This window comes from Algoriphagus sp. 4150, from assembly GCF_031457395.1.
Taxonomy (GTDB): Bacteria; Bacteroidota; Bacteroidia; order Cytophagales; family Cyclobacteriaceae; genus Algoriphagus.
Genome location: NZ_JAVDWS010000004.1, coordinates 216647 through 240590, shown reverse-complemented (window position 1 = coordinate 240590; position 23944 = coordinate 216647). Strand labels below are relative to the sequence as shown.

Annotated in this window: 20 protein-coding genes; 5 read left to right on the top strand and 15 right to left on the bottom strand. The window is 41.6% G+C overall.

Features of this window, described 5'->3' with window-relative positions; genetic code table 11:
* Positions 1 to 24 precede the first annotated feature (24 nt).
* Positions 25 to 1500 (bottom strand): SusD/RagB family nutrient-binding outer membrane lipoprotein, encoded by a 1476-nt coding sequence (locus J2X69_RS08715; RefSeq protein ID WP_310101624.1) that lies wholly within the window; start codon positions 1498 to 1500, stop codon positions 25 to 27.
* 11 nt (positions 1501 to 1511) lie between these two features.
* Entirely contained in the window at positions 1512 to 4682 is a 3171-nt protein-coding gene (locus tag J2X69_RS08710; protein WP_310101621.1) for a SusC/RagA family TonB-linked outer membrane protein, read from the bottom strand.
* 403 nt (positions 4683 to 5085) lie between these two features.
* Between J2X69_RS08710 and J2X69_RS08705 the strand changes: the two genes are divergently transcribed.
* Positions 5086 to 5502 (top strand): nucleotidyltransferase substrate binding protein, encoded by a 417-nt coding sequence (locus J2X69_RS08705; protein WP_310101619.1) that lies wholly within the window; start codon positions 5086 to 5088, stop codon positions 5500 to 5502.
* 232 nt (positions 5503 to 5734) lie between these two features.
* Here the strand turns inward: J2X69_RS08705 and dnaA are convergent, their stop codons facing one another.
* Positions 5735 to 7153 carry a chromosomal replication initiator protein DnaA gene (gene dnaA / locus J2X69_RS08700; protein WP_310101616.1) on the bottom strand — a complete coding sequence of 473 codons (1419 nt, stop codon included), beginning with the start codon at positions 7151 to 7153 and terminating at the stop codon, positions 5735 to 5737.
* 405 nt (positions 7154 to 7558) lie between these two features.
* Between dnaA and J2X69_RS08695 the strand changes: the two genes are divergently transcribed.
* Both J2X69_RS08695 and scpA read left to right on the top strand, forming a co-directional pair.
* A complete protein-coding gene (locus J2X69_RS08695) occupies positions 7559 to 8965 on the top strand; it encodes a methylmalonyl-CoA mutase family protein (protein ID WP_310101613.1) in 1407 nt (468 codons plus the stop codon).
* Positions 8962 to 11082: a methylmalonyl-CoA mutase gene (scpA, locus tag J2X69_RS08690; protein ID WP_310101610.1), complete on the top strand. Its 2121-nt coding sequence runs from the start codon at positions 8962 to 8964 to the stop codon at positions 11080 to 11082. Before J2X69_RS08695 ends, scpA begins: the two co-directional genes overlap by 4 nt.
* A gap of 11 nt (positions 11083 to 11093) precedes the next feature.
* Here scpA and J2X69_RS08685 read toward each other — a convergent pair whose 3' ends face one another.
* Both J2X69_RS08685 and J2X69_RS08680 read right to left on the bottom strand, forming a co-directional pair.
* Positions 11094 to 11558: an RES family NAD+ phosphorylase gene (locus tag J2X69_RS08685; RefSeq protein ID WP_310101605.1), complete on the bottom strand. Its 465-nt coding sequence runs from the start codon at positions 11556 to 11558 to the stop codon at positions 11094 to 11096.
* Entirely contained in the window at positions 11555 to 11983 is a 429-nt protein-coding gene (locus J2X69_RS08680; RefSeq protein WP_310101599.1) for an antitoxin Xre/MbcA/ParS toxin-binding domain-containing protein, read from the bottom strand. The genes J2X69_RS08685 and J2X69_RS08680 overlap by 4 nt, the downstream gene beginning before the upstream one ends.
* Before the next feature lie 100 nt (positions 11984 to 12083).
* On the opposite strand from J2X69_RS08680, the gene J2X69_RS08675 reads away from it, so the two are divergent.
* Together J2X69_RS08675 and J2X69_RS08670 are read left to right on the top strand one after the other, a co-directional pair.
* Complete coding sequence (locus tag J2X69_RS08675; protein WP_310101596.1) at positions 12084 to 13427, top strand: AGE family epimerase/isomerase; 1344 nt, start codon at positions 12084 to 12086, stop codon at positions 13425 to 13427.
* 23 nt (positions 13428 to 13450) lie between these two features.
* Positions 13451 to 13591, top strand: coding sequence for a hypothetical protein (locus J2X69_RS08670; protein ID WP_310101591.1), 141 nt, complete (start codon positions 13451 to 13453; stop codon positions 13589 to 13591).
* Between the two features lie 4 nt (positions 13592 to 13595).
* Here J2X69_RS08670 and J2X69_RS08665 read toward each other — a convergent pair whose 3' ends face one another.
* The 10 genes from J2X69_RS08665 to J2X69_RS08620 form a co-directional block, all read right to left on the bottom strand.
* Entirely contained in the window at positions 13596 to 14342 is a 747-nt protein-coding gene (locus tag J2X69_RS08665; RefSeq protein WP_310101588.1) for a diphthine--ammonia ligase, read from the bottom strand.
* Between the two features lie 152 nt (positions 14343 to 14494).
* Positions 14495 to 14845, bottom strand: a complete 351-nt coding sequence (locus J2X69_RS08660; RefSeq protein ID WP_310101583.1) for a hypothetical protein — start codon at positions 14843 to 14845, stop codon at positions 14495 to 14497.
* Positions 14846 to 15012: 167 nt separating this feature from the next.
* Positions 15013 to 16542 (bottom strand): M20/M25/M40 family metallo-hydrolase, encoded by a 1530-nt coding sequence (locus J2X69_RS08655; protein WP_310101580.1) that lies wholly within the window; start codon positions 16540 to 16542, stop codon positions 15013 to 15015.
* A gap of 315 nt (positions 16543 to 16857) precedes the next feature.
* Complete coding sequence (locus J2X69_RS08650; protein WP_310101577.1) at positions 16858 to 17304, bottom strand: SgcJ/EcaC family oxidoreductase; 447 nt, start codon at positions 17302 to 17304, stop codon at positions 16858 to 16860.
* A 167-nt stretch (positions 17305 to 17471) separates the two neighbouring features.
* The gene (locus J2X69_RS08645) at positions 17472 to 18221 is read right to left on the bottom strand and encodes a hypothetical protein (protein ID WP_310101575.1); all 750 of its coding nucleotides are present in this window, start codon (positions 18219 to 18221) and stop codon (positions 17472 to 17474) included.
* A gap of 252 nt (positions 18222 to 18473) precedes the next feature.
* On the bottom strand, positions 18474 to 18794 hold the full coding sequence (locus J2X69_RS08640; protein WP_310101573.1) for a 2Fe-2S iron-sulfur cluster-binding protein: 321 nt from the start codon (positions 18792 to 18794) through the stop codon (positions 18474 to 18476).
* A gap of 15 nt (positions 18795 to 18809) precedes the next feature.
* A complete protein-coding gene (locus J2X69_RS08635; RefSeq protein WP_310101570.1) occupies positions 18810 to 19814 on the bottom strand; it encodes an NAD(P)/FAD-dependent oxidoreductase in 1005 nt (334 codons plus the stop codon).
* A 59-nt stretch (positions 19815 to 19873) separates the two neighbouring features.
* Positions 19874 to 20323, bottom strand: coding sequence for a MarR family transcriptional regulator (locus J2X69_RS08630; protein WP_310101567.1), 450 nt, complete (start codon positions 20321 to 20323; stop codon positions 19874 to 19876).
* Between the two features lie 213 nt (positions 20324 to 20536).
* Positions 20537 to 21799 (bottom strand): replication-associated recombination protein A, encoded by a 1263-nt coding sequence (locus tag J2X69_RS08625; protein ID WP_310101564.1) that lies wholly within the window; start codon positions 21797 to 21799, stop codon positions 20537 to 20539.
* Between the two features lie 380 nt (positions 21800 to 22179).
* Positions 22180 to 23940, bottom strand: coding sequence for a RagB/SusD family nutrient uptake outer membrane protein (locus J2X69_RS08620; RefSeq protein ID WP_310101561.1), 1761 nt, complete (start codon positions 23938 to 23940; stop codon positions 22180 to 22182).
* Positions 23941 to 23944 lie beyond the last annotated feature (4 nt).

The following is a 23944-nucleotide window of genomic DNA, read 5'->3' as shown; positions in this document are numbered from 1 at the left end:
GCATTTTATATTTTTCAGTTTTTATTATTTATCCCACCAAACCGGCGTGTCCAAGTTGTCCGCACCTTGACGTGCAACTACAGCCGCATAGTTTGTAGAGTTAAGATTAACCTCAAACAAAGGATATGCTTGGCGCACCGGTATTTGACCACTGGCATTCAACGCATCTTCTGCCGGTTTCAGCGTAGGAAAACCGGTTCTTCTCCATTCAGCCCATCCTTCATAGCCATTCAGGAAATTGGCAATCCATTTTTGTGTAAGAATCTGCTCCCTAGCCTTAGAAGCATCAAACTTCACCCAAGAATTAGTGATATACTGAGCATATCCACTGCCAACACCATATTGGTTCAAAGATGCTTGTATACCCTGATTGTACAGCGCTTCTACATCTCCGGATATCCATCCTCTATGAACTGCTTCAGCCATTGAAAACAACACTTGAGCAGAAGTAAAGAGGTAATTTGGGGCATCTTGAGCCCGCAATCCAGCCGCTAAGAATGATTTGTTTGTATTGGGAATAGCACCGGATCTAGCCTCTGACAGTCCATAAGGCATTCCTACGTAATTCCCACCATTTTCTGTAGGATCTGCAAATACAGGAAGGCGGGGATCCATTGCTACATTAAGTACACCACCGTTTCCTACAGTCTGCATTCTATCCACCAAGGTATTGGCCACAGCGTAATCACGACGGGTAAGGAATCTAGCAAACCAAGCATTCTGGAATGCCGCTTCCGGAAGGTTAGCAAAGAATATATTCTCACTGTTATCCAAAGCTATCACGCCATCATTTATAGCAGAAATAAATTCCGCAGCAGCGGTGGTAGGGTCAACTTCAGACATTCTCAATGCCATTCTCATTCTAATGGTGTTGGCAAACTTCTTCCACATATCCATGTCGCCATCGAAAAGGACATCCCCCAGTACAGGTGCTGTGGACGAAAGATTTGCCTGAGCTGTTTTCAATGTAGAAAGAATTCCGGCATAAACATCCGCTTGAGGATCAAACACAGGCTGACGTACCCCCTCTGCAATAGCAAGTGCTTGAGAATAAGGAATATCACCCCACCTATCAGTTAGGTAATTGAAATAATAAGACTGAAGAATCTGCGCAACAGCAATCTGATTCTCGTTTGAGCCATATCTAGAAGCTTCTACCATTGTCTCTTCATCTGAATTAACAATAATAATCTGCTGCAAATCCATCAAGACCGTACGATAATACCCACCATAATCAAATATGATGGTCTGGTAATTATCAGCACTGGTATACTGGGAGTTAGCCAAATACTGGGCATAATGCTGCCCTTGGGTAGCATCTATTGTTGTCTTCAAACCAAAGTCCGGATCTGTCAGTGCATTAGTCAATAAAGCTGACGGGATTGCCTGAGTGGTTTGGTTAGGGTTGACGTTGGTATCCCCAAAATCTTTTATATCGCAACAAGTCACCCCTACAGCAATCACCCCTATAAGTATGTATTTTGAAATTGATTTTTTCATGTTTCTTATTTTTAGAATCCTAGACGAATATCAAAACCTACAGAACGTGTAGCAGGAAGCTGCCCACTATCTACCCAAGCACCGTTATTACGTGCAGTTCTGGTATCACCTGACAACTGGGAAGGATCCAGTCCAGGAACATTGGTCTTGATCAACCAAGGGTTATTTGCGACTACAGCCAAGGAAGCTGTTCTGAGAACCTTCGTCCGCTGTAGTAATGCTTGAGGCAAATTGTATCCAAATCGGATTTCGCGTAGTTTCACGTAAGAGGCATCATAAACCCAAGCTTCATGCAAACCAAACAATGCTTTCCAATAGGCATCTGTTTCTAGGTAGATATCGTTCTCTGTTCCATCTGCGAAAACTCCGTCAAACTTCAGACCGCCTCCATCTTCAGCGCTGTTACGCATAGGGACTCCCCGGTCGTTGTTACCTACAGTCATTTGGCCTAAGCCGGAATAGGCGTTAAACATATTGGTGATGGAGTTGATCTTGCCACCAATCTGCCAATCAATAGTGAAGCTTAGTTCAAAATCCTTATAAGTAAATCTGTTGAAAATACCTCCGGTGTAATCAGGAAGTACTGTACCCAAGACTTGGTTTTGAACCTGCAAAGGAATACCGTCGCTACCTACTACAATTCTACCCGCTTCATCTCTCTCATATTTGGCACCTATGATAGTCCCCCATTCTTCACCCACTTTGGCTCTTGCAGAGATAGATCCCCAGCCTCCTGCTACACGGTCCCCTAGGAAACCGTTCACAAGCTGAAGCGCATCAATTCCAGGATATATCTCCTCAATAAAGTTTCTACTTCGTGCAAAATTGAAGTTAATATCCCAATTAAAAGAAGCTGTTTTGATAGGAGTACCACCTATAGTCGCGTCCCATCCTTTAGTATAAGTCTTACCTGCATTGATCGTAAAGGCATTTATACCGGTTGTACTTGGCACCTCAGTCCTAATAATGTCATTAGAATTATCATAATAGAAGTAAGAGAAATCTGTACGGATACGGCCATTAAGGAATGCCAACTCTATACCTGCTTCAATAGCTGAGGTAGTGCTAGGGCGCAAATTTGGATCTATCAGTTCATTAGGATAGGTCATTGAAGGATTACCGTTGTATGGAATTCTCAAGGTATAAGCTGGATCCAGCTGATACGGATCCAGTTCGCCACCTACCTCTGCATAGCCTGCTCGAAGTTTACCGAAAGACAAAATATTTTGACTACCCAATAGCTCGGAGAATATAAACGATGTAGAGACTGCTGGATAGAAGAACGCATTATTATCTATTGGCAATACTGAATCCCAATCACGCCTCACGGATCCATCAAGAAACAAAATTTCCTTATATCCAAGACTGACTTGTGCAAAAAGAGATCTCACTTCTCTTTGACGGATTCGATTAGTAACAACCGGACGGTCAACTGATGCACCAATATTGTATAAATCAGGAACAGATAGCCCACCCGCAGTTTCCAATCTATTTCTGCGATCTTTGTTAAATCTGATATTACCACCGGCTAGAGCTGAAATAGAGAAATTCTCAGTCACCTTACTATACTGTCCCATAAACTCAAAGTTGTCCTCAGTTGCTTCCTCAGTACCTTGTCTATATCTATCAAGCTCAAGCGTACCGGAAGCTATGCGGTCATCCCACCAAGATGATTCATAGTATCGGCTGGCATTCGCTACTACCGATAGTCCGTCTATGATCTCGTAAGACAAGCCAAATTTGCCGTTATACACATCTTTTTGAGCTTCAGCAATGTTGCCGTATTGTTCAGTGTAAGGGTTATTCCAATAGAGAGGTCTGGAATTTCTTGCAGAATTAATGTTCCAGCTGGTATATCTACCATCCGGCATTCTGTAATATTTCTTCAACAAATCCATATCTACCTGACGCTGAAACCACTGATTAAAGTTTTGTGACACACTGCCTTGATACCCCTCTGTCAAGTTCCCAAAGGTATTGGTTCTGTTATAGTTACCCATCACCCGCATAACCAACCCCTTTGCAAGATCTACATTTGCATTCAAGTTCAAAAAAGTTCTTTCCTGCTTGGTATTAGGCAATACACCGGTTCTGTTTACATTGGTTACCGTGGCATTCACATTGTAGCCTTCACCGGCTTTCCCTACTGTCAAGCTATTCTGTACACCTACGCCGGTGTTGAAGAAGTTCTTTACGTTATTAGGATTAGGTGACCAAGGCCTGGTCTGACCATATGTATCAGTTCCCGGGGTGAAGGCATCCCACTGTGCTACTTGGCGGCCATCCATACGGGGGCCCCAGCTTTCATCCGCAGAAAAATTAGGAATAAGCGCTCCGTTCAGTCCTGCAAGAGCAGGATCATCAGTTGCCGGGTTGAAGGTAAAAGTCTCAAAATCCTGAGAATAACCACCACCATATTCATTTTGATACTTAGGCATTACAGACACATTCTCAAATGTAGTCGTATTGTTAAAGTCAATAGTCATCACTCCCGCCTTGGCTTTCTTCATGGTAATGATGATAACCCCTTCTTTGGCACGAGAACCATACAATGCAGATGCGTTTGCTCCCTTTAGGACGTTAATAGTTGCCACATTATCCATGTTGATAGAAGCAGGATCTGCAATAGGAACTCCATCTACTACGTAGAGAGGAGAACCTCCTCCAAATCCTCTAACACCACGAATACGCACTACGGCTTCCCCAAATTTGGCTCCAGAGCCAGAAACGACCTGAACACCTGCAATCTTACCTGCAAGTGCCTCATTCAAATTGGTTTCTCTCGCTACCCGAAGGTTTTCTGAGGTCACTTCTTGTGTAGCATATCCCAGCGTCTTCTTTTCACGCTCTACGTTCAAGGCTGTGACTACCACCTCATTAAGCTGAGTTACATCATCTGCCAACTGTGCATTTATTGTTGACTGATTTCCAATGGCAATCTCTGTTGAGGACATGCCTACAAAAGAGAATACTAATACTCCGCCTGTACTTGGTACAGACAACTGGTACTTACCGTCTATGTCGGTAATTGTTCCATTTTGTGTTCCTTTCAGAAGGACGCTTACACCAGGTAAAGAGGACCCGTCAGCGGATGACGTTACCGTACCATCAATTGTACGGGTTTGGGCCCAGGCTAACCCTGTAATGACCATCAGGAAAGAAAATAGTAAAATTTTCTTCATATGAGATTTGGTTTATTTGATGAAATATGATAATTAAAAATGTTAATGTTTCATAATCGACCAAATATATAGAGAGAAATTTGAAAACAAATTAAAATCCATCAAATTTACCAAAAACCAAAAAAATCCATTTCAACATTTTAGATAGTTCAAATTAGAGAATAACAACCCATCATCTTTTTCTTATGCAAATTTAGGTCAAATATCACCCACCTTCAGACCCACTTCGCTCAAAAAAAATCATTTTTAGTGGTTCAGTTTGAAATCGGTTTTAAACCCCTCTTTTTTCGTGCCGGTTTTTTAGTTCTCAAGTCACAAATACCCCAGTTATTAACTTTTATTTAACATTATACTTTATCTATCATTTTTCACTAATTTGAATTACATAGATCACCCTTAAGCAATGAAAACTGACACAAAGTCCTGCGAGAAGTATCTGGAAGAATTCAGCACCGCATTAGCTGATCTCACCGATTATTCAAACCGTGCAAAAAACGGGAAGCTAAACGAGGCGCAATCAAGAGATCTCTTGAGGCATTTTGAGAGAACCCATGAATTGGCACTGAATGTAATTACCAAGTATTTTCTCCAGCTAGGAAAAGGTCCATTCTCAGGTTCTAGAGATTTGACTGTAGAGGCTTTTCATGCGGATTTAATAGATGATGGAAAAGCTTGGCTGGACATTGTTATAGACCGGATTCAATACAACCCGGTTTATCCTATTGACACTCAGGAGAAATTCTTGGAGAACATCCAGAAGAGGTACATCAGACTGCTACAGCGGTTCGAAGATACCATGGTCAAAAAGCTGAATGAGTAGAACTTACTCTAAAGTGGTATAAAAAGCAGCTTTGGAAAGTGGTAAAATCCGGTGCAAAACAACGGATAAAACCGCCTATTTACCGAGTGGAAAAATCAAATATGCTAAAAAAGTACATCTCTCAAATTTATGCCACTCCTGTCTTCGGTCTCCCGTCTTCCCCACCTCCCCGAGGGCAGGCAACCGGACAAGCAAAGAAATAAGGCTACGGCTAATTGGAGGCAACCATGTCTTAATAAGACCTCATCTTAAACTTCTTCTTCAATTCAAGCACAGCATTTCTAAATGAGCTATCTGTTTCCATGATGTCATTCACCGTCTGTACAGCGTGAATTACGGTAGAGTGGTCTCTTCCTCCAAAATGGTAACCTATTGACTTCAAGGAATGGTTGGTAAATTCTTTGCAAAAATACATTGCAACCTGTCGAGCTGTCACGATTTCCTTTTTACGGGTTTTCGCCTTGAGATCATCAAGTGCAATTCCATAATATTCCGAAACAGTCTTTTGAATAAAATCCACACCTACCTCCGTTTCTATATCCTTGATGATATTCTTCATCACGGTTTTGGCCAGCTCAAGACTGATCTCCACCCGATTCAGCGAAGCATGTGCAATAAGCGAAATAAGAATCCCTTCCAATTCACGCACATTTGTATCCACGGTGTAAGCTAGGTATTCCACCACATCATCGGGAATGACAATTCCCTCAGACTGCATTTTCCGACGGATAATCGCCACTCTGGTCTCAAAATCAGGCATCTGCAAATCTGCAGTCAGCCCCCATTTGAAGCGGGAAAGCAATCGCTCCTCCAAGCCTTTCAGATCCCTAGGAGGACAATCCGAAGTCATAATGATTTGCTTCTTGCTTTGATGAAGGTGATTGAAAATATGGAAAAACATCTCCTGTGTCCTGTCTTTTCCTGCAAGGAACTGGATATCATCAATGATCAGCACATCCACCTGCATATAGAAATTGGTAAAGCTTTTCACATTTCCGTCCTTGATGGAATCCATGAATTGATTTACGAATTTCTCCGAAGAAACATACAACACAAATTTGTCTTCAGGACCATTTTTGATCTCGTTACCGATCGCCTGGACAAGGTGGGTTTTGCCCAGCCCTACTCCGCCGTAGACCATCAGCGGATTAAAAGAAGTAATGCCCGGCTTTGTAGCCACAGCAAAGCCCGCTGATCGCGCCAGTCTGTTACAATCCCCCTCTATATAAGTGGTAAAAGTATAAGTAGGATTTAAATTGCTGTTCGTCAATGCTTCTGCATTAAGCGACTTCATCTCAAAAGGGGTCTTATCAGGCTCTACGGGCGCCTGATACTTCTTATTCCCGGAATTCCCCTGAGGAAATGAAACCACATAAGGCTGATTTGATGAGTTTCCCCGATCTACTACAACAGCATATTCCAATCTTCCACTCTGCCCCAATGTGGTTTTAATGGCAATCTTTAATTCCTGTACATAATTGTCCTCCAACCATTCATAGAAGAATTGACTTGGTACCTGAATGGTCAGCGAAGTACCTTCAAGTTTGACGGGATTAATAGGCTTAAACCAAGTTGAAAAGCTCTGCTCATTGACGTGCTGTTCGATAACACGTAAACATTCATTCCAAACGGCGCTAGCTTCTGAACTCATTAGAGAAGATTTCTGAAAAACAAAGATTTTGCAGTAGGTGCAAGGGTGTCAAATTTGATGAAAATTAACTTAAATAAAAAATGGATTTCTTCTTGAAATATTGAATTTTTGGACAACTACTTATTTCCAACCGAAGGAAATTTGGCCACAAAATCCTTTTCGGTTTGAAGCATCCACATTCGTGTACTATAAAGGGCTTATTGGTCACTAATGCTAACTATTCTAGTTTTCAATCTTTTGAAAAGAAGTCAGAAACTAATCGGATTTTCAAAGCGGTTAATTTAGAATCTGGATTTCCCCTGCATTTTCCTAATTTTGATAAAGGCCATTCCGATCTATAACTAGCAATAAAGTAATGGTTTTTATTTACATAAATTCAGATTCAGTGAAACTTTAAACCCAACTATGACAAATCAGGACTTTTATACGTTCATCCCAACCGGCAAAAACGACTGGGTAGATCAGGTAAAACAAGACTTAAAAGGAAAGGATTTTGATGACACCCTTACGTCCACACTTTGGGAAAAAATCAAAATTCAACCATTCTACACTTCAGAAGACTTAAAAGACCTTACTCAGGAATACAAATTTCATCCTGACTCGAAAATCCCGGGGATGTCGCCCAGAATATGGACTAATTTGGTTCCCTTTTACCCGGAAAATGAAAAATCCTCAAATGAGGAAATCCTGAATACGCTTAAAAATGGAGCAGATGGACTTATCCTGCATCTGAAAGGAACCCAAAATCTAAACAGAATTCTCAAAGGAGTTCACACGGAATATATTACAACAATTTTCTCTCCTACGGCAGAAAGTGCATTGTTTCTCCGATTGATTCAAGAATGGATAGGATCTCTGAATCTGAAGCCTACTATGCTGAGTGGGGCCATTCGTTGGAATCCCTGCGATGAGTTATTTGGAAGTGGGGAAAATTTCAATTTGGGGATTGATCTTGCAGCACAGACAATAAATGACTTTAGGGAGTTTAGAGAGTTCTATCCGATGACTATTGACTTATCGCGCTATGCAAATACCGGAGCAACCGGAATTCAAGAACTGACGTACGGCTTGGGAGAAGTCATTGAACTGATTGATAAGTTATCAAAGAAAAGCATCTCAGCACGTCAAGTGTTTGAAAACACCGCTTTCCATACTGCTATAGGTGATTCACATTTCGCAGAAATTGCCAAAGTGAAAGCTTTGCGCAAGCTGATCGTAGAGTTAGCAGGTAATTACGGTGTGCAAATAAAAGTGGAGAACATATACATCATCGCCTCCACAAGCATTTGGAGCAAATCCCTCATGGATAAAAACACCAACCTCATCCGCCAGACTTATGAAGCTATAGCGGGAATTCTGGGAGGTGCGAATTCACTCTGGGTAAATCCTGTAGAAAGCAAAAATGCTTCGGTATTGGAAAAGAGAATTGCCAGGAATGTTTCTTCTATTTTAAAAGAAGAAAGTTACTTAGACAAGGTCATGGATCCGGCAGCAGGATCATATTATATGGAAGTGCTTCAAGCAGAGATTGAAAAAGCTGTGATTTCAGGTCTACAAGAATTGGAAGAACAAGGTGGTTGGCTGAAAAGCTTCGAAGACCGCACGCTGCATGCCGAAATTCGAAAAAGCCGTGAAACTGCTCAAAAGAAAGTTCTGGCAGATTCCTTGATAAAAGTCGGTGCAAATAAATACCTCGCCAAAGACAAGCTGGAAAACCATCTTCCTTTTGCACCCATAACAGAGAAAGACTTTGAATTACTGCCAAGCCGGGCGACATACTTTGTGGAACAAAATAACCTGAGCAACTCATGAGACCGGATTTGAAAAATTGGAAATCTTCGAAAATTCAATCTGCCCAACTGGAAGATCAGCCCAATTGGGTGGCACCTGAGCAAATTTCCATTCCTCCTTCTTTTGATTCTGAGCAGATCGGGAAGCTCACCCATATTAATTTTGCGGCAGGAATTCCTCCTTATTTGCGGGGACCATATAGTACAATGTACTGTATACGCCCCTGGACTATCCGTCAGTATGCCGGCTTTTCCACGGCAGAAGAATCCAATACTTTCTATAGAAAAAATCTAGCCGGAGGTCAAAAGGGCCTCTCGGTTGCATTTGATCTGGCCACTCACCGAGGGTACGATTCTGATCATCCCAGGGTAGTGGGTGATGTGGGAAAAGCCGGTGTGGCGATAGATTCTGTCGAAGATATGAAGTTGCTTTTTGACCGAATCCCTCTGGATCAAATGTCTGTATCCATGACTATGAATGGGGCTGTGATTCCGATTTTAGCTTTCTATATAGTCGCTGCAGAAGAGCAGGGAGTAAAACAGGAACAGCTTAGTGGTACGATCCAGAATGATATTTTGAAAGAATTTATGGTGCGAAACACCTATATCTATCCTCCACAGTCTTCGATGAGGATTATCGCGGATATCTTCAAATTCACCTCTGAGCGGACACCGAAGTTCAATTCCATATCCATTTCCGGCTATCACATGCAGGAAGCCGGAGCTACAGCAGATATTGAATTGGCTTATACACTTGCTGATGGTCTGGAATATTTGAGAACAGGTGTGAAAGCCGGTTTGGACATCGATGAGTTCGCTCCCCGTCTTTCATTTTTTTGGGGCATTGGAATGAACTATTTTATGGAAATAGCCAAAATGCGGGCAGGTCGCTTGCTGTGGGCAAAAATCGTAAAGCAATTCAATCCAAAATCTGACAAATCACTTGTACTTCGAACACACTGCCAAACTTCCGGCTGGTCGCTGACCGAGCAAGATCCATATAATAATGTGACGCGGACTGCCGTGGAAGGGCTGGCCGCCGTCATGGGACATACCCAATCATTGCATACAAACTCTTTAGATGAAGCAATTGCATTACCTACAGACTTCTCGGCAAGAATTGCCAGAAATACCCAGCTGGTTCTACAGGAAGAAACTGATATTACCAAAGTCGTGGACCCTTGGGGTGGATCACATTATGTGGAGTTTTTGACAGATCAGTTGGTGCAGCGGGCCTGGACTTTGATCAGTGAAGTGGAAGAGCTTGGAGGGATGGCAAAAGCAATAGAAGCAGGTCTGCCTAAACTCAGGATAGAAGAGGCAGCCGCCAAGAAGCAAGCCCGAATTGATAGTGGACGGGATATTATAGTGGGAGTGAATCGCTATCAGGTAGATGAAGAATCTGAAATTGAAGTTCGGGATGTCGATAATCAAGCTGTACGGGAATCCCAAATTGTCCGATTGAAAAAAGTGAAAGAATCCAGAAACCAAGAGGAAGTGAATAAAAGTCTGGAAGCTCTTTCTGAGGCCGCAAAATCAGGAGAGGGAAATCTACTTGAATTGGCAATTGATGCAGCTAGAAAAAGAGCTACTTTGGGAGAAATTTCAGATGCGATGGAAGAGGCATTCGGCCGACATCAAGCACAGACCAAATCTATCACCGGGGTATATGCAGCAGAAGTGAAAAATCAGGACTCATTTAAAAAAGCAATCGCTTTATCTGACGAATTTGCGGAACTGGAAGGTCGTCGTCCTAGAATAATGGTAGCCAAAATGGGCCAAGACGGTCATGACCGCGGCGCAAAGATCATTGCAACCGGTTTTGCGGACATGGGTTTTGATGTGGATATAGGCCCTCTTTTCCAGACTCCGGAAGAAGTGGCTCAGCAAGCTATAGAAAACGACGTGCATATCGTCGGTGCTTCCTCGTTGGCAGCCGGTCACAAAACACTGGTTCCTCAATTGATCGAAGCGTTGGAGGCAATGGGAAGACCTGATATTATGGTGGTAGCAGGAGGAGTAATTCCCGCAAAGGATTATCAATACCTAAAGGATGCCGGTGTATTTGCAGTTTTCGGTCCTGGAACGGTTCTGTCTGAAGCTGCAATTCAAATCTTGAAAAAGTTGATTGAGGAATGATTTTAATAGCTTTATTTCATAAACAAACGGAAATCAAACTCAAATGGATCAATTGAAGTGATTTCTACCTCATTAAATCTTCGATGAGCAGGGTTAATCAAAAAGTTGAACTCTCCCTGTACGACCACAGAAGGCACTTTGAATACCAAAAACTTATTCTCAGAAAGAAATTTATCTCCAATCTCTTGACTGGCATGTGAATGGGGAATTGATTTCCAATCTATAGGCAACTCAGCGATTTCAATTTCCTTTATAGAAAGAATGCTATCAGGAACATTAATCTCCACAATTTCATAATCTCTCGGAATATTACCCAAGGGTGTGTGGACTGCGATCTCTGCAGTGCACAGTGCCCTTGATTGGCTGGTGTAAAGCACCGCCTTTCCTTTACTATTCCATCTCCCCCCTGCTAATTCTGCTCCTTTCCCCGATAAATCGTTTGAGAACTTCTTTTTACTAAGACGAAAAACTCTCATGCCAAAACACCATATTCAATTCTAGTCAGCTCGTCTTTCAAAAGGGTAATTCCAAAACTGCTGTCCAAAAAAGATTTTGGTTCTAAATCTCCCAAAGCCAAGCATGGTGTTTCAAGCCAATTCTGAAATTTTGACTTGTTGCCGAACACTTCCACACCTCTCTTTTGAAGTAATGCTATTTCGATTATCTTTTCTGATTGTAAAGAATCAAAGGACTTTTGTTCTTTATGGTATCGTTGCATAGTACGCTCTGAGATGTGCAAATACTTTGACCATTCTGACAATGAAAACGCGCTCTTTGATGCAAATTTGTTAAAATCTTCAAATGAAACACCTTGCCTAACCAGTGAAATTATGTTGTTTATAAACAAGTCATCAGTAGTATTATAGGCTACTTCCGGATCGAAAATGGCATATTGAGTCATGGCACATCAGTTAAATTTATACAATTGTCATAAATACAACGACAATTGTCCAGTTTAGTTCAAAACAACCAGATTTTTATCACACAGAAACAAATTCTCAATGTCAATCAGATACTCATATCTTTTATTAGTGCCGGTATTCTTTGGATGTGCCCTATCTGAAAAAACCGAAAAAACAATTATAGCAGATAAGATGGAGCATCATCTTAAAACGGAAGTGCTGGACAGATGGTATACCCTGTCTATTGACACTGTGGACGGTGGATTTCTGAGCAATTTCTCTTACGATTTCCAACCTGAAGAAAAGCAGGAGAAGATGATTGTAACCCAATCCCGGCATGTATGGACAAATGCAAAAGCTTCACTAAAGTATCCTGAAATTGAGTACTACAAAGAAGGAGCAAAACATGGTTATGAATTCCTAAGGGATAAGATGTGGGATTCCGAAAATGGCGGGTTTTATTGGTTAGTGGACAAGCAGGGACATCAAATTGGCAACCCAATGAAAACAGCCTATGGAAATGCTTTTGGAATCTTTGCCCTAGCAGCCTACTATGACGCATCAGCTGATACATCTGCGCTGGAACTTGCCAAAAAGACTTTTTACTGGCTTGACCAACATGCGTATGACGCTATAAACGGGGGATACTTTCAGCACTTAAATCCCGATGGCTCTCCTATTTCCAGACCTACTTCTACCCCATCCAGTTCGGATCTGGGCTATAAGGATCAAAATAGTTCCATTCACATACTTGAAGCATTTACTGAATTGTATCAGGTATGGCCAGATCCGCTGGTAAGAGATCGATTGGAAGAAATGTTGATTCTGATCAGAGATCAAATCGTGACCGATAAAGGCTATCTAACACTTTTTCTATACCCGGATTGGAGACCGGTGACTTTCGCAGATTCTACTGAGGAAATTATTCTAGCCCATCATCAATTGGATCATGTTTCGTTCGGACATGATGTGGAGACAGGCTTTCTCATGATAGAAGCTTCTGAAACATTAGGTTGGAAAAATGACACGACAACACATCAAATCGCCAAGAAGATGGTTGATCATGCCTTGGAAAATGGCTGGGATAAACACGTGGGCGGTTTTTATGATGAGGGCTATTACTTTAAAGACGGTTTCCGAATTACCCACGACACTAAAAACTGGTGGGCACAGGCAGAAGGGATGAATGCGCTTTTGCTTATGGCAGAATTATATCCCAATGATCCTCATGACTATTATGGCAAATTCATTAAACTCTGGAACTATATGGACACTTACTTAATCGATCATGAAAATGGAGACTGGTATTCAGGTGGGCTGGACAAACAACCTGAGCTGAAAACTGCCGGAAAAGGAAATATATGGAAAGGAATCTATCATCATTACCGATCTTTGGATCACTGCATCGATAGATTGAGAGAAATGAGTGAGCATGCTGAGTAAGCCACCGGTACAAAAAAATTATAATGAAGAAAATCACTTTTGTATATGATCCGGAAACAGAGCAGGACTTCAAGGAAATCAGAAAAGAAATAGAGGCTGAAATAGGCCAGAAAATCGCACTTGAATTAACACTGGGAGTAAGAATGGGTGATATTGAAAAATAGCCTGCTATACCGGAATTAAATCGCAGTACCAAAATCCGTATTGAGTGGGATCTTCCTTTTCCTTAGAAAAACACTGATCAGCATCATCCTCCGTTTTCGGTGCTTCATACTTTCTGAGGACAATCTCCCCCTTTTCAAAATTTATAGGCCTGCTAAAAATTGGGCCATCATACACAAACGTATGGAACTCCCCATTCTCTCCACAGGGATCGACATTGGATGGAAGTTCTCTCAAAAAATCCTCATCAATCACCCGCCCCACGAAGCTTTTATCCAAATGCTTCTCATTCACACAGGTAGTAATTGTCTTAAATCCCAAGTCCAAAAACTCCCGAATCAGTCTACTGGTGGGCTGTTTCCAAAGTGGAAAAATGCCCTTCAAGTCTAATTCTGCTAATTTATTCTCGCGATAGGTTCTCAGATCTTCCAAGAAAATATCCCCAAAAACAGAGCAAGTGATACCATTCTTCTTCAAGTTGTTAAGCGTGTTCCGCATAGTTTCCTCATAGACTTCCATCGAAGGCATATCCGGAACTTCCATTTTCACTAAAGGAATTCCAATACGTTCAGCTTGTGCTTCCAATAAATCCACCCGAACACCATGCATGGAAATCCGCTGATATTTTTGACTGATGCTTGTAAGTAGGCATGCGATTTCAAGTTCCTGAGATTGTTGTACTTTGTACAAAGTAAGGGCCGAATCCTTGCCGCCACTCCAGTTGAGTATGGCTTTGTTTTTTTTAATTATCATTGAACTATTGGAATACCATGTCAAAAATAGACAAAACTGGCTAAAAGGTTATTTTTTAGGCTATGTGAACTTTTCTGATTGCGCCTGGTCAAAAAAACACCCTATCTCAACAGGTAATTTGTTAAAATAGGGTATGATAAAATATTAGCTTTTTATTCCTTTACTCGGGTAAGTTTCATTTCACCCCGCTGTGAGACTACTTTAAGCTCATCCTCAGAAATAAGCTCACCAGTGTGTGACATAGTCATATCTTGAATAGCAAAGTCATAGCTGAATTTACCCGCCTCTACTTTCCCATTTTCCAAGGGAATTTCACCCATTTGGCTTGCAATCGTCCCTGTCAACGTTTCATTATCGACTTTATAATTGAATGTCAATTCCATTTCACCTTGAGGGCCGGACAGCGTAGCTTTCCATTTTCCGGTAATATCGCTTTGCGCATACGCTGTCATACCTACTATCATTAGGGCAACGCAGAGCATAGATAATTTCTTGAAATCCATAATCTTAAGTTTTAGGTTAGTGTTAATCAGTTGTAAATGAAATCAGCAGAATATAAATAAAAATCCCTTAAATAATTGATCAGTTTATCCTTTTTTTATCCGCAGATAGTGGAATGACTAATAAAACACGGAACTCACCATACCCTTTTTACAGGCTTCGTTAGTATTTACTCTCTTTGTGGCAATTCTTTTCTAGGAAGCATCTCGTCTCTCTGCGCAGTATTGTACACAAAGGAGGCGATCACTACAGCCATCTGTTTTAAGTCATCCAGTTCCAATCGCTCAAAAGTATCCATATTGGTATGGTGAGTTCGTGTGCTGTATTCTATTGGATCTTGTATAAATTGAAAACCCGGGATACTTAATGCATCAAAACTCAGGTGATCCGTACCGCCTGTATTGCCTATAGTGATGGTACGGTCTTCTACTATATCATCCAGCGGAGCAAACCAAGCATTGAAAATGGGCTCAACTGCAGCATTTCCCTGAAGATATATTCCACGAACTCTTCCCGTGCCATTATCAATATTGTAATATGCAGAAATTTTCTCATGCTCAGGTTTCAATTCCATCGTTTCACGGTCTCCGAAATGGTTTTTCACATATCCTCTTGATCCGTGCAAGCCCTGTTCCTCACCTCCCCAAAGCGCAATCCGTACCGTTCTCTTTGGCTGAAGCCCTGTTGCTTTCAAGATCCTTACAGCTTCCATCATCACAATACAGCCAGCGGCATTATCCGTGGCACCATTTGCTCCATGCCACGAGTCCAAGTGTCCGCCCAGCATTACGATTTCTGACTTCAATGTGGGATCAGAGCCAAGAATCTCCGAAATCACATTGTAGCCCTGAAGATCATCATTTCTGTAGCGGGTTTTGACTTCTGCCTCTACCTCTACTTCCACTCCATTTTCGCTAAGCCTTGCCATCAGATTCACGTTTTCAGGAGCAGTTTCCAATTCAGGAACGCCTTCAGGAGTATCTTTCAAATAACCCCTTGGACTGCTGGTAAATAGCGTACCATGGCGCCCGTTTACACCTTTGATAATCAATGCTGCACCTTCCTCTGCAATGAAAGCATTGACTTTAGTTGCAAATTCACGGGCTGCTCTGTACTGAGCAAGCATTTCAGGAGTATAATTATTTTCTCTGGAAGTTGGCTGCTCCATTCCATGCAGTTGCTCTGCGGTATAGCGAACAGCATCCGGCTCAAACGTTGGCTCTTGTGTACCTGTTGGCTTAATCGCAATGATCGCTCCCTTGAGCTTGCCTTTGTATTTGGCAAAGTCATCCTCCTTTTGAATTTCCAGGAAAACAACCTTACCGCTTACCTCACCTTTGGTACTTTCTGTCCAAGCTTTTGGGATCGCAATGAAGGGCATATAATAGGGCTTAGTCATAGCGACGTAGCTTTTCTCCATTTCCCAGCCACGCCCAAATTCACCCCAAGGCTCAGCAACAGCATTTTCCAAACCCCAATCTGACAATTGTTTGACAGCATATGCTGTGGCCCTTTCGTAGCCTTCTGAATTGCTAAGTCTTGGCCCGGCTTTATCCACCAGTTGAAATGCTATTTCTTCTACTTTGGAATTTTCCAAGCCTTCTTTTTTGATTTTTTCAATTGCCTCAAGTTCTACTTCCTGTGCAAGAGTCATCCCGGCTAAAAGCAGTACCGGTAGGAGTAATAATTTTCTCTTCATAAATATTGGGGTTTTTAAAGGGACTATTTGAATAAATGAATGTTTGACTCGTCCTGAATTGAATTTAAGCCAAAAAACAGATTCATTTTTGCTACTCATGTAAAAATGTGTTTACCCGACATTTCCCCTTTGATAAAAGAGTTCAAGAGAATCTTCAATTGCGATAATATTGAGATTTTCGAAACAAACCAGACTAAACCCCTAATTATTAAAAATAGAAAGCAATGGAAGCATCCCGCTTCATTGAGCAAAAGCTTATCTCAATGCTAAATGGGAAGAGGTAAACAAAGACAACCTTGGTGAATGGATAATAGATTAATCCCCCGCCGGAAGCATATTTCGGATAGCAGAGATTTTCCACCGCTCTGTCTCGGTCACCACTACAAAGCTACTCCACATTTTGCGAACAGTCCCACTTGCACTTTTGATTTCATAATGGGCATCCACTATAGCTGCATCGGGATTGAGAAATCGGATAGACTCCACTTTTAAGGTTCTATCGCCGGGATTGGAAGCAGAACTTTCCATCATTCCTGTTACTGCTTCATCGAATCCTTTGCGCCACTCGCCGGAGGAAACCAGTTGATCAATATCTTTGACTAATATCTCCTTCAGTAATGCAGTGTCTTTCGTTTCCCTAGCTTTGGAATATGAACTGATCAAATCAAGAATTTCTTGGGATTCTCCTTTTGTATTCAAGGGGTTTTGACAAAATGCCACTGAGCTGATCAGAAGAAAGAATGGGAGAAGGAGGGTTTTCATTGCTATTTGGTATTGGTCACAATAACTTTTCAAGTGGCAGTAATTTACACTTTTTCCCTAGAAACATTTACGAGGCTAGCCCTATCTTCCATGTAAACAAAAATAAGTCCAGCTTCAGGAGAAGCAGGACAGCAGTGTGAACAAAAAACTGGATGGTTTTTATCAAGTTATTGAAAATTATACTCATAAAACATATACGAGCCACTCATTTGCCAATAATCATTTTCAATTACAAGGAAGAATTTTGCAAGTATAGGAATTGGGCCCTCCGAGTAATAGTTATCTAAGATCCACTCAGATTCTTTAATTAATTTTAATATTTTCAGATCAATATCTTCCTGAAACCCTTCGATCACATTAACGTCTGTCCAATAGTTTAATCTGTCCAACTGTACTTCGAAAATTCCAATTTTAGGAATAGAGCCATTTGATTCTATTCTGGATAGCTTACTGAAAAAATCATTCTGATAAGTATCAACAGTAAACCTAGAAATATAACTAAGGTCATTCTCCTTAATTTTTCGAAGTATTTCCAATTCCAGAGGATACTTATCCATGTATTTGAGAGGGAACATTCTTGAGCAATAACCCGTCATCGTCAAGCCATTCTCATATTTCTCTAAGTAAACAAGAATCTCTTGATCCTCGTGCAAATAAACATTACACATACCATCTGCTTTCTCTGGATCGAAAATGTAAAATTCTTTTAGACCCGAGCCTTTAAATTCTTCATACACATCCATTGTAATCCTCAATAAAGCTTCATCTTTTTCATAGGTCGAAACTCCAATGATTTTTCCAGAAATCACACTTGTCGCAAACCTGTAAGAGTCACCAAGTCTAGGATAAGAGCACTGGCAGGCAATTAGTTTTGAAAAAACAACCAGCAGAAAAATGAAAGTGAATAGATATTTCATATTGCTCTAAAATAGCAAAAGCTACTCAGCACTGACAAGCTTTAAGGATTTTTAAGGTAACCCTCCTGATTCAAACAAGCCCAGCTTCTAGAGAAGCAGGGCAACTGCGCCCTTTGTGTTGCCTTTGCGCTTGTGGTTAGAAAAAAATAAAGCCACCCATTGCTGAGTGGCTTTAAGAATATTTACGATAGGCATACTGATTTCCAAAGCCCAGCTTCTGGAGAAGCAGGACAGCTGTGAATCAGTAATCGCTTACTGATCTTCTCCTCTAAGTTTGAGTACTGCACCTTCCAGTACATCCCCGATTCGTATCTGACAGGCCAACCTGGAAGTCGGATAGTACTCCGGCAGATTTTCCAGCTGATCCAATTCCGGATCTGTGGCTTCGCCCAGTTCATCCTTGCCTTCCAAAATCTCTATATGGCAAGTGCCACAAAGTGCCATGCCTCCGCAGGTAGCCAAAATAGGGTATTCATATGCCTTGAGGATTTCCATCAAATTGAACCCCATATCATCAGGGGCTTCACAATCTTGACGGTTTCCTTCTTGATCTTCTACAGTGAAATTAACCATGCTGCAAAACTACTATTAAAATGAATTCACACCATTTACGGTCGTGTATTTGAAACTCAATTTCTGATCCGGATACACATATTTGAATGCAGAATGCATCATAATCGCTGCTTCGTGGAATCCACAAAGAATCAGCTTCAACTTCCCGGGATACGTATTGATATCACCGATCGCATAGATCCGGTCCACACCTGTGGAGTAATCACGGGTATCTACTTCTATCGCATTTTTATCGATGCTCAATCCCCAATCCGCAATCGGCCCCAACTTAGGACTCAGCCCAAACAAAGGAATCAGATAGTCTGCCTCCAGTTTTATTTCGATTTTGGATTTGTCCAGGAAAGTCACAGAATCCAGTTTCCCGTTGCCTCCAAGTTCTTTTAGGTTTGCCGAAAGGATCAGATCAATTTTTCCATTATTGGCCAGATCAAACACTTTTGCTGCAGAATCAGGTGCTCCACGGAAAGTTTCATTTCTGTGAACCAAGGTCACTCTTTTAGCCACTTTCGAAAGGAAAATAGTCCAATCCAGCGCAGAATCCCCGCCACCCGCAAGAATAACGTTCTTATCACGGAAGGTCTCCGGATTCTTCACCATGTAGGTAACTCCTTTGCCTTCGAAAATCTCCAAATTCTCCACAACCGGCTTTCTAGGTTCGAAGCAACCCAAACCACCTGCGATGACAATCACCTGCGCATGAACTTTGGTCTTGTCACTGGTAGTCACGATAAACGATCCATCTTCCTGCTTGTCCAAGTGATCTACACGCTCACCCAAAGTGAACGTAGGAGAAAAAGGCTTCGCCTGCTCCATCAGATTGTCCACCAGATCCTGCGCATTTACTTCCGGGTAGCCCGGAATATCATAAATAGGCTTTTGGGGATAAATCTCCGAAAGTTGACCACCCACCTGAGGCAAGGCATCAATGAGGTGACAGCGCATTTTCAGCAAACCAGCTTCGAACACTGCAAATAGGCCTACTGGGCCGGCTCCGATAATACAAAGGTCTGTATGGATCATGGTGAATGAAAATTTGGGGATTTCCCTGGTTAAAAATTTTCTTTTTTTTGATTAACTAATTATTGGCCGAGCGACTCTCCATTCAGATTTTGGTAGATCGTATTGAGAATCCGCTTGAATTCTTCGAAATCATGGGGGCTCAAATTCTCCCATGCTTTCTCCCTGATATGATGTATCTCAGGTCTCAAAGAAGAGACTTTGGACACTCCCGTCTCTGTCAGATGCAACTGAAAACTACGTCTGTCCTGAGGATGGGGCACACGCTCTACGTATCCTTTTTTGCAAAGCAAATCAATAATACGTGTAAGTGTAGGATGGTCTTTGAAAACCAAATTTGCCAATTCCGTCTGACTTAACAGGTCATTTTCTGACAGGTTCTTCAGCACCAACCACTGATCAACAGTCACATCAAAATCACCTGACTTGAACTGCTGCTGAGCATATTGCTTCACCTTTCGGGCCGTCCGGTCCAACAGAAATGAATACTTGGAATACTGCTCTTGTGTCATACCAATAGTTAGTGTGACAAATATATAAAAAATCTGAATGAAGAATACAATTCTCTATTATTTTTATGGGGTTTGTAGGCTTATGGCATTGAAGACGAAAATATGAAAAGCATTCCAAACTTCAGCATTCAGCGTTCGTCATTCAGTATTCTTAATTAACCCATTGATAAATAGAAGATTTGAAAATTGAAAAATTCTGATTTCCCCTTTCCATCAATACCCATATTTCCCCTGCCACTTCGAACTCAGGTATCTCCTCAGCTCATTTTCCCGTGTATTTTCGCCGGGATCGTAGAGTTTTAAACCTTTGATTTCATCCGGTAAAAACTCCTGATTCACAAAGTTTCCCGGAAAATCATGGGAATATTTGTAAGCCTTTCCATAGTTCAAATCCTTCATCAGTTTGGTCGGAGCATTGCGGAGATGAAGCGGAACGGAAAGATCGCCTTTTTCCCTGACCAAGGCCTGAGCCTGATTAATTGCCAAGTAGGCAGCATTGCTTTTCTGAGAACTCGCCAAATAAGTCACACACTGGGAAAGTATAATCCTGGATTCCGGATAGCCTATTATCTTCACCGCTTCAAAACAATTTGTGGCCAAAAGCAAGGCATTGGGATTGGCATTCCCTATATCTTCAGAAGCCAGAATCACCAAGCGTCTCGCTATAAACTTGACATCCTCCCCACCTTCTATCATCCTGGCCAACCAATATACCGCAGCATTCGGATCCGAGCCACGGATGGATTTGATAAAAGCAGAAATAATATCGTAGTGCTGCTCACCGGACTTATCGTAAAGCGCTACTTTCTGCTGCGCAATCTTCATGACTTTTTCGTCAGTGATCACACAGGGATCCTCATTGATCCCATCGATTACTATTTCCAGCAAATTCAGTAATTTCCGGCCATCTCCACCTGAAATACGTAGGAGTGCATCACTCTCTTCAAGTTTTACGTCAAGCTTTTTCAGTTCAATATCTTTTTGCAAAGCCTGATGAATCATGCCTTCCAGTTCAGATTTCCCCAAGGAATTCAATGTAAAAACCTGACATCTGGAAAGCAATGCAGCATTGACTTCAAAGGATGGATTCTCCGTAGTGGCTCCGATCAGACGGATTACCCCCTTTTCCACTGCCCCCAGAAGTGCATCCTGTTGGGATTTATTGAATCTGTGGATTTCATCTATAAAAAGTACAACTCCCTGCTGAAACTTCGCTTTCTCAATCACTTCCCTGATATCCTTTACCCCCGAACTGATCGCACTCAGGGTGTAAAAAGGAGCTTTGATTTCATTGGCTATAATATTGGCAATAGTCGTCTTCCCTACTCCCGGAGGTCCCCAGAGAATCAGAGATGGCACATTTCCTGATTTTATTGCTTTGAAAAGAAATGAGGTAGGCGAAGACAGGTGCTCTTGTCCGATCAAATCTTCCAATCGGGTGGGACGCATTCGTTCTGCAAGGGGGGTATTATTCATTTGCCGGCTAGACTTACTTCTGCAAGATACTAGACAAAAGAGAAAGGCTCATGAATGACTTTCTGAATTTGACAAAGAATGTCATACATGATTTTATTATCCAGTCAAACTCTTATTCCACATCTTATAGAATAGAGTAAGGAGGGAACAAGTAACAAGTTAGACTCACCATCCATTACGCGAAGCCCCCTTACCTCTCACTCTAATAGGGATTTCAGGCCAATTGCTGCTCTCCATATAAGATGTAGCCAAGAAAGCGGCTATCTCACAACTCAAACGAAGCCAGTAGGCACCTATATGAAATTTAACTTAGGTTGTCTATCCGGATAATACAGAGGCTGCCCACTTGCAGGACAGCCTCTTTCTCTTTATAAAACCCCTTAGTTCAAAGTTGGATCAAATGTTCCTCCCCACCCTACGTTTTGCTCCAATTGGTTATTTCTATCAAGGACAGTATTTTGAATAGGAAAGAAATAGTAGTTTTCCGGCAGCACGCTTGACTGCACACCCGATCTAGGCACCTGAAGGACTTGGTATTTAAAATCAGTTTCTGTCAAAGAATAGGTTGCTGCCAATTCTCTTCCCCTTGACAGAGACATTTCCTGTCCACTTTCAGTGATGGCAATAGCTTCTATTCCATGCTTCGTTTTACCATCTAGCCTGTCCAGCATTCTCAATCTCCTCAAATCCCAGAATCTTTTCCCCTCAAAGGCAAACTCAATGTTTCGCTCCGCTAAAATAGCTTCGCGTATAGATTCCCGATCATCAGCTTCTATACCATACTTCCCATCATCTCCTGAAAGTATGCCTGCTCTTTGTCTAATTTCCCTAAGGATATTCAATGCAGTACTCATATCTCCAGTCTCATTGGACGTCTCCGCATAATTCAGCATCACTTCGGCAAAACGCATCAGCACAAAATCCACATCATATTGCTGAACTTCAGGCTGGGTGAGGCTGAGCATACTGTTTTTGAGAATAAAAAAGCCCGTATATCTGTCCAGATTGGTGGAATTGACACCTGCATTGGGGTTGATACCAAAATCATCCAATTCATGGGCTATGCCCAACGATGTATATTGTCTTTTGTCTGCCTTTCTGGATACTTCATAGGTTTTACCATTCCATACAATAGATTGATCAAATCTGGGATCACGATTTTTCCAATAATTCTGAAGGAATTCTTCATCTGTCATGTAATATTCTCCTGTAGGATCATTATACAACTTCCCATCCAGCATGGGATATTCTTTGATGAATTCCCAAGTAGGACACGCAGAGGCGGGGCCCCTACTTTCTGATCCGGGCCTTACACCATAGTCCCAATTGGCAGATTTATTAGGATAACTGTTAATCACAGAAAAAACTGTCTCTCTATTCCTCTCATCCAAAGCAATATCAGAATACTCACTCACCAAGCCATATCCCAAAGCTGTGAGCGCCTCATAAGCTTCCTTATTTGCTGCGTGAGCTTCAGCCCAATAACCATTATCAAAAGGATTGGAAGGATTAAATTGCGGCGAAGCTTTGTAAAGCAACACTTTGGCTTTGAATGCCAATGCAAAGCTCCCGTCAATTTTCCCAAAATCACTTGAAGAGGATGTGATGCTTTCAGGAAGTAAATCAATTGCCTGATCCAAGTCCTCAATTAAAAACTCGAAGCATTCTGCAGTGGAATTTCTTGACACGAATAAATCGTCTTCATACCTATCCTGTGGAACTTTTACATAAGGCACACCACCGTGATACATCACCATATTGAAATAAGTATATGCTCTCATAAACAATGCTTGACCGGTGATATTGTCTTTTATTTCCTGGGGGAGACTTCCGTTATTTACGTCTTGGATTGCCTGATTGATTAAGCGTATTCTGGAATAGTTCCAGTCTTTAAAATCATCATTTGATATAGTGATACGGTCTGCATACCATGCAATCCCTGCAATCTGCTGGCTTATCCTATCCGCTCCCGTATCCCAATTGCCAAACATTCCATATAAATTCACCATGTAGGCATTGGCCAAGTTTTCATCGCTCCATACCAATTCCGGACTGTAGTGCTCAATATCTTCGATATCCAGAATATCAGTACAACCATAGGATAACACAATAAAGCTGAGTATATATAGTAATCTTTTCATTGTA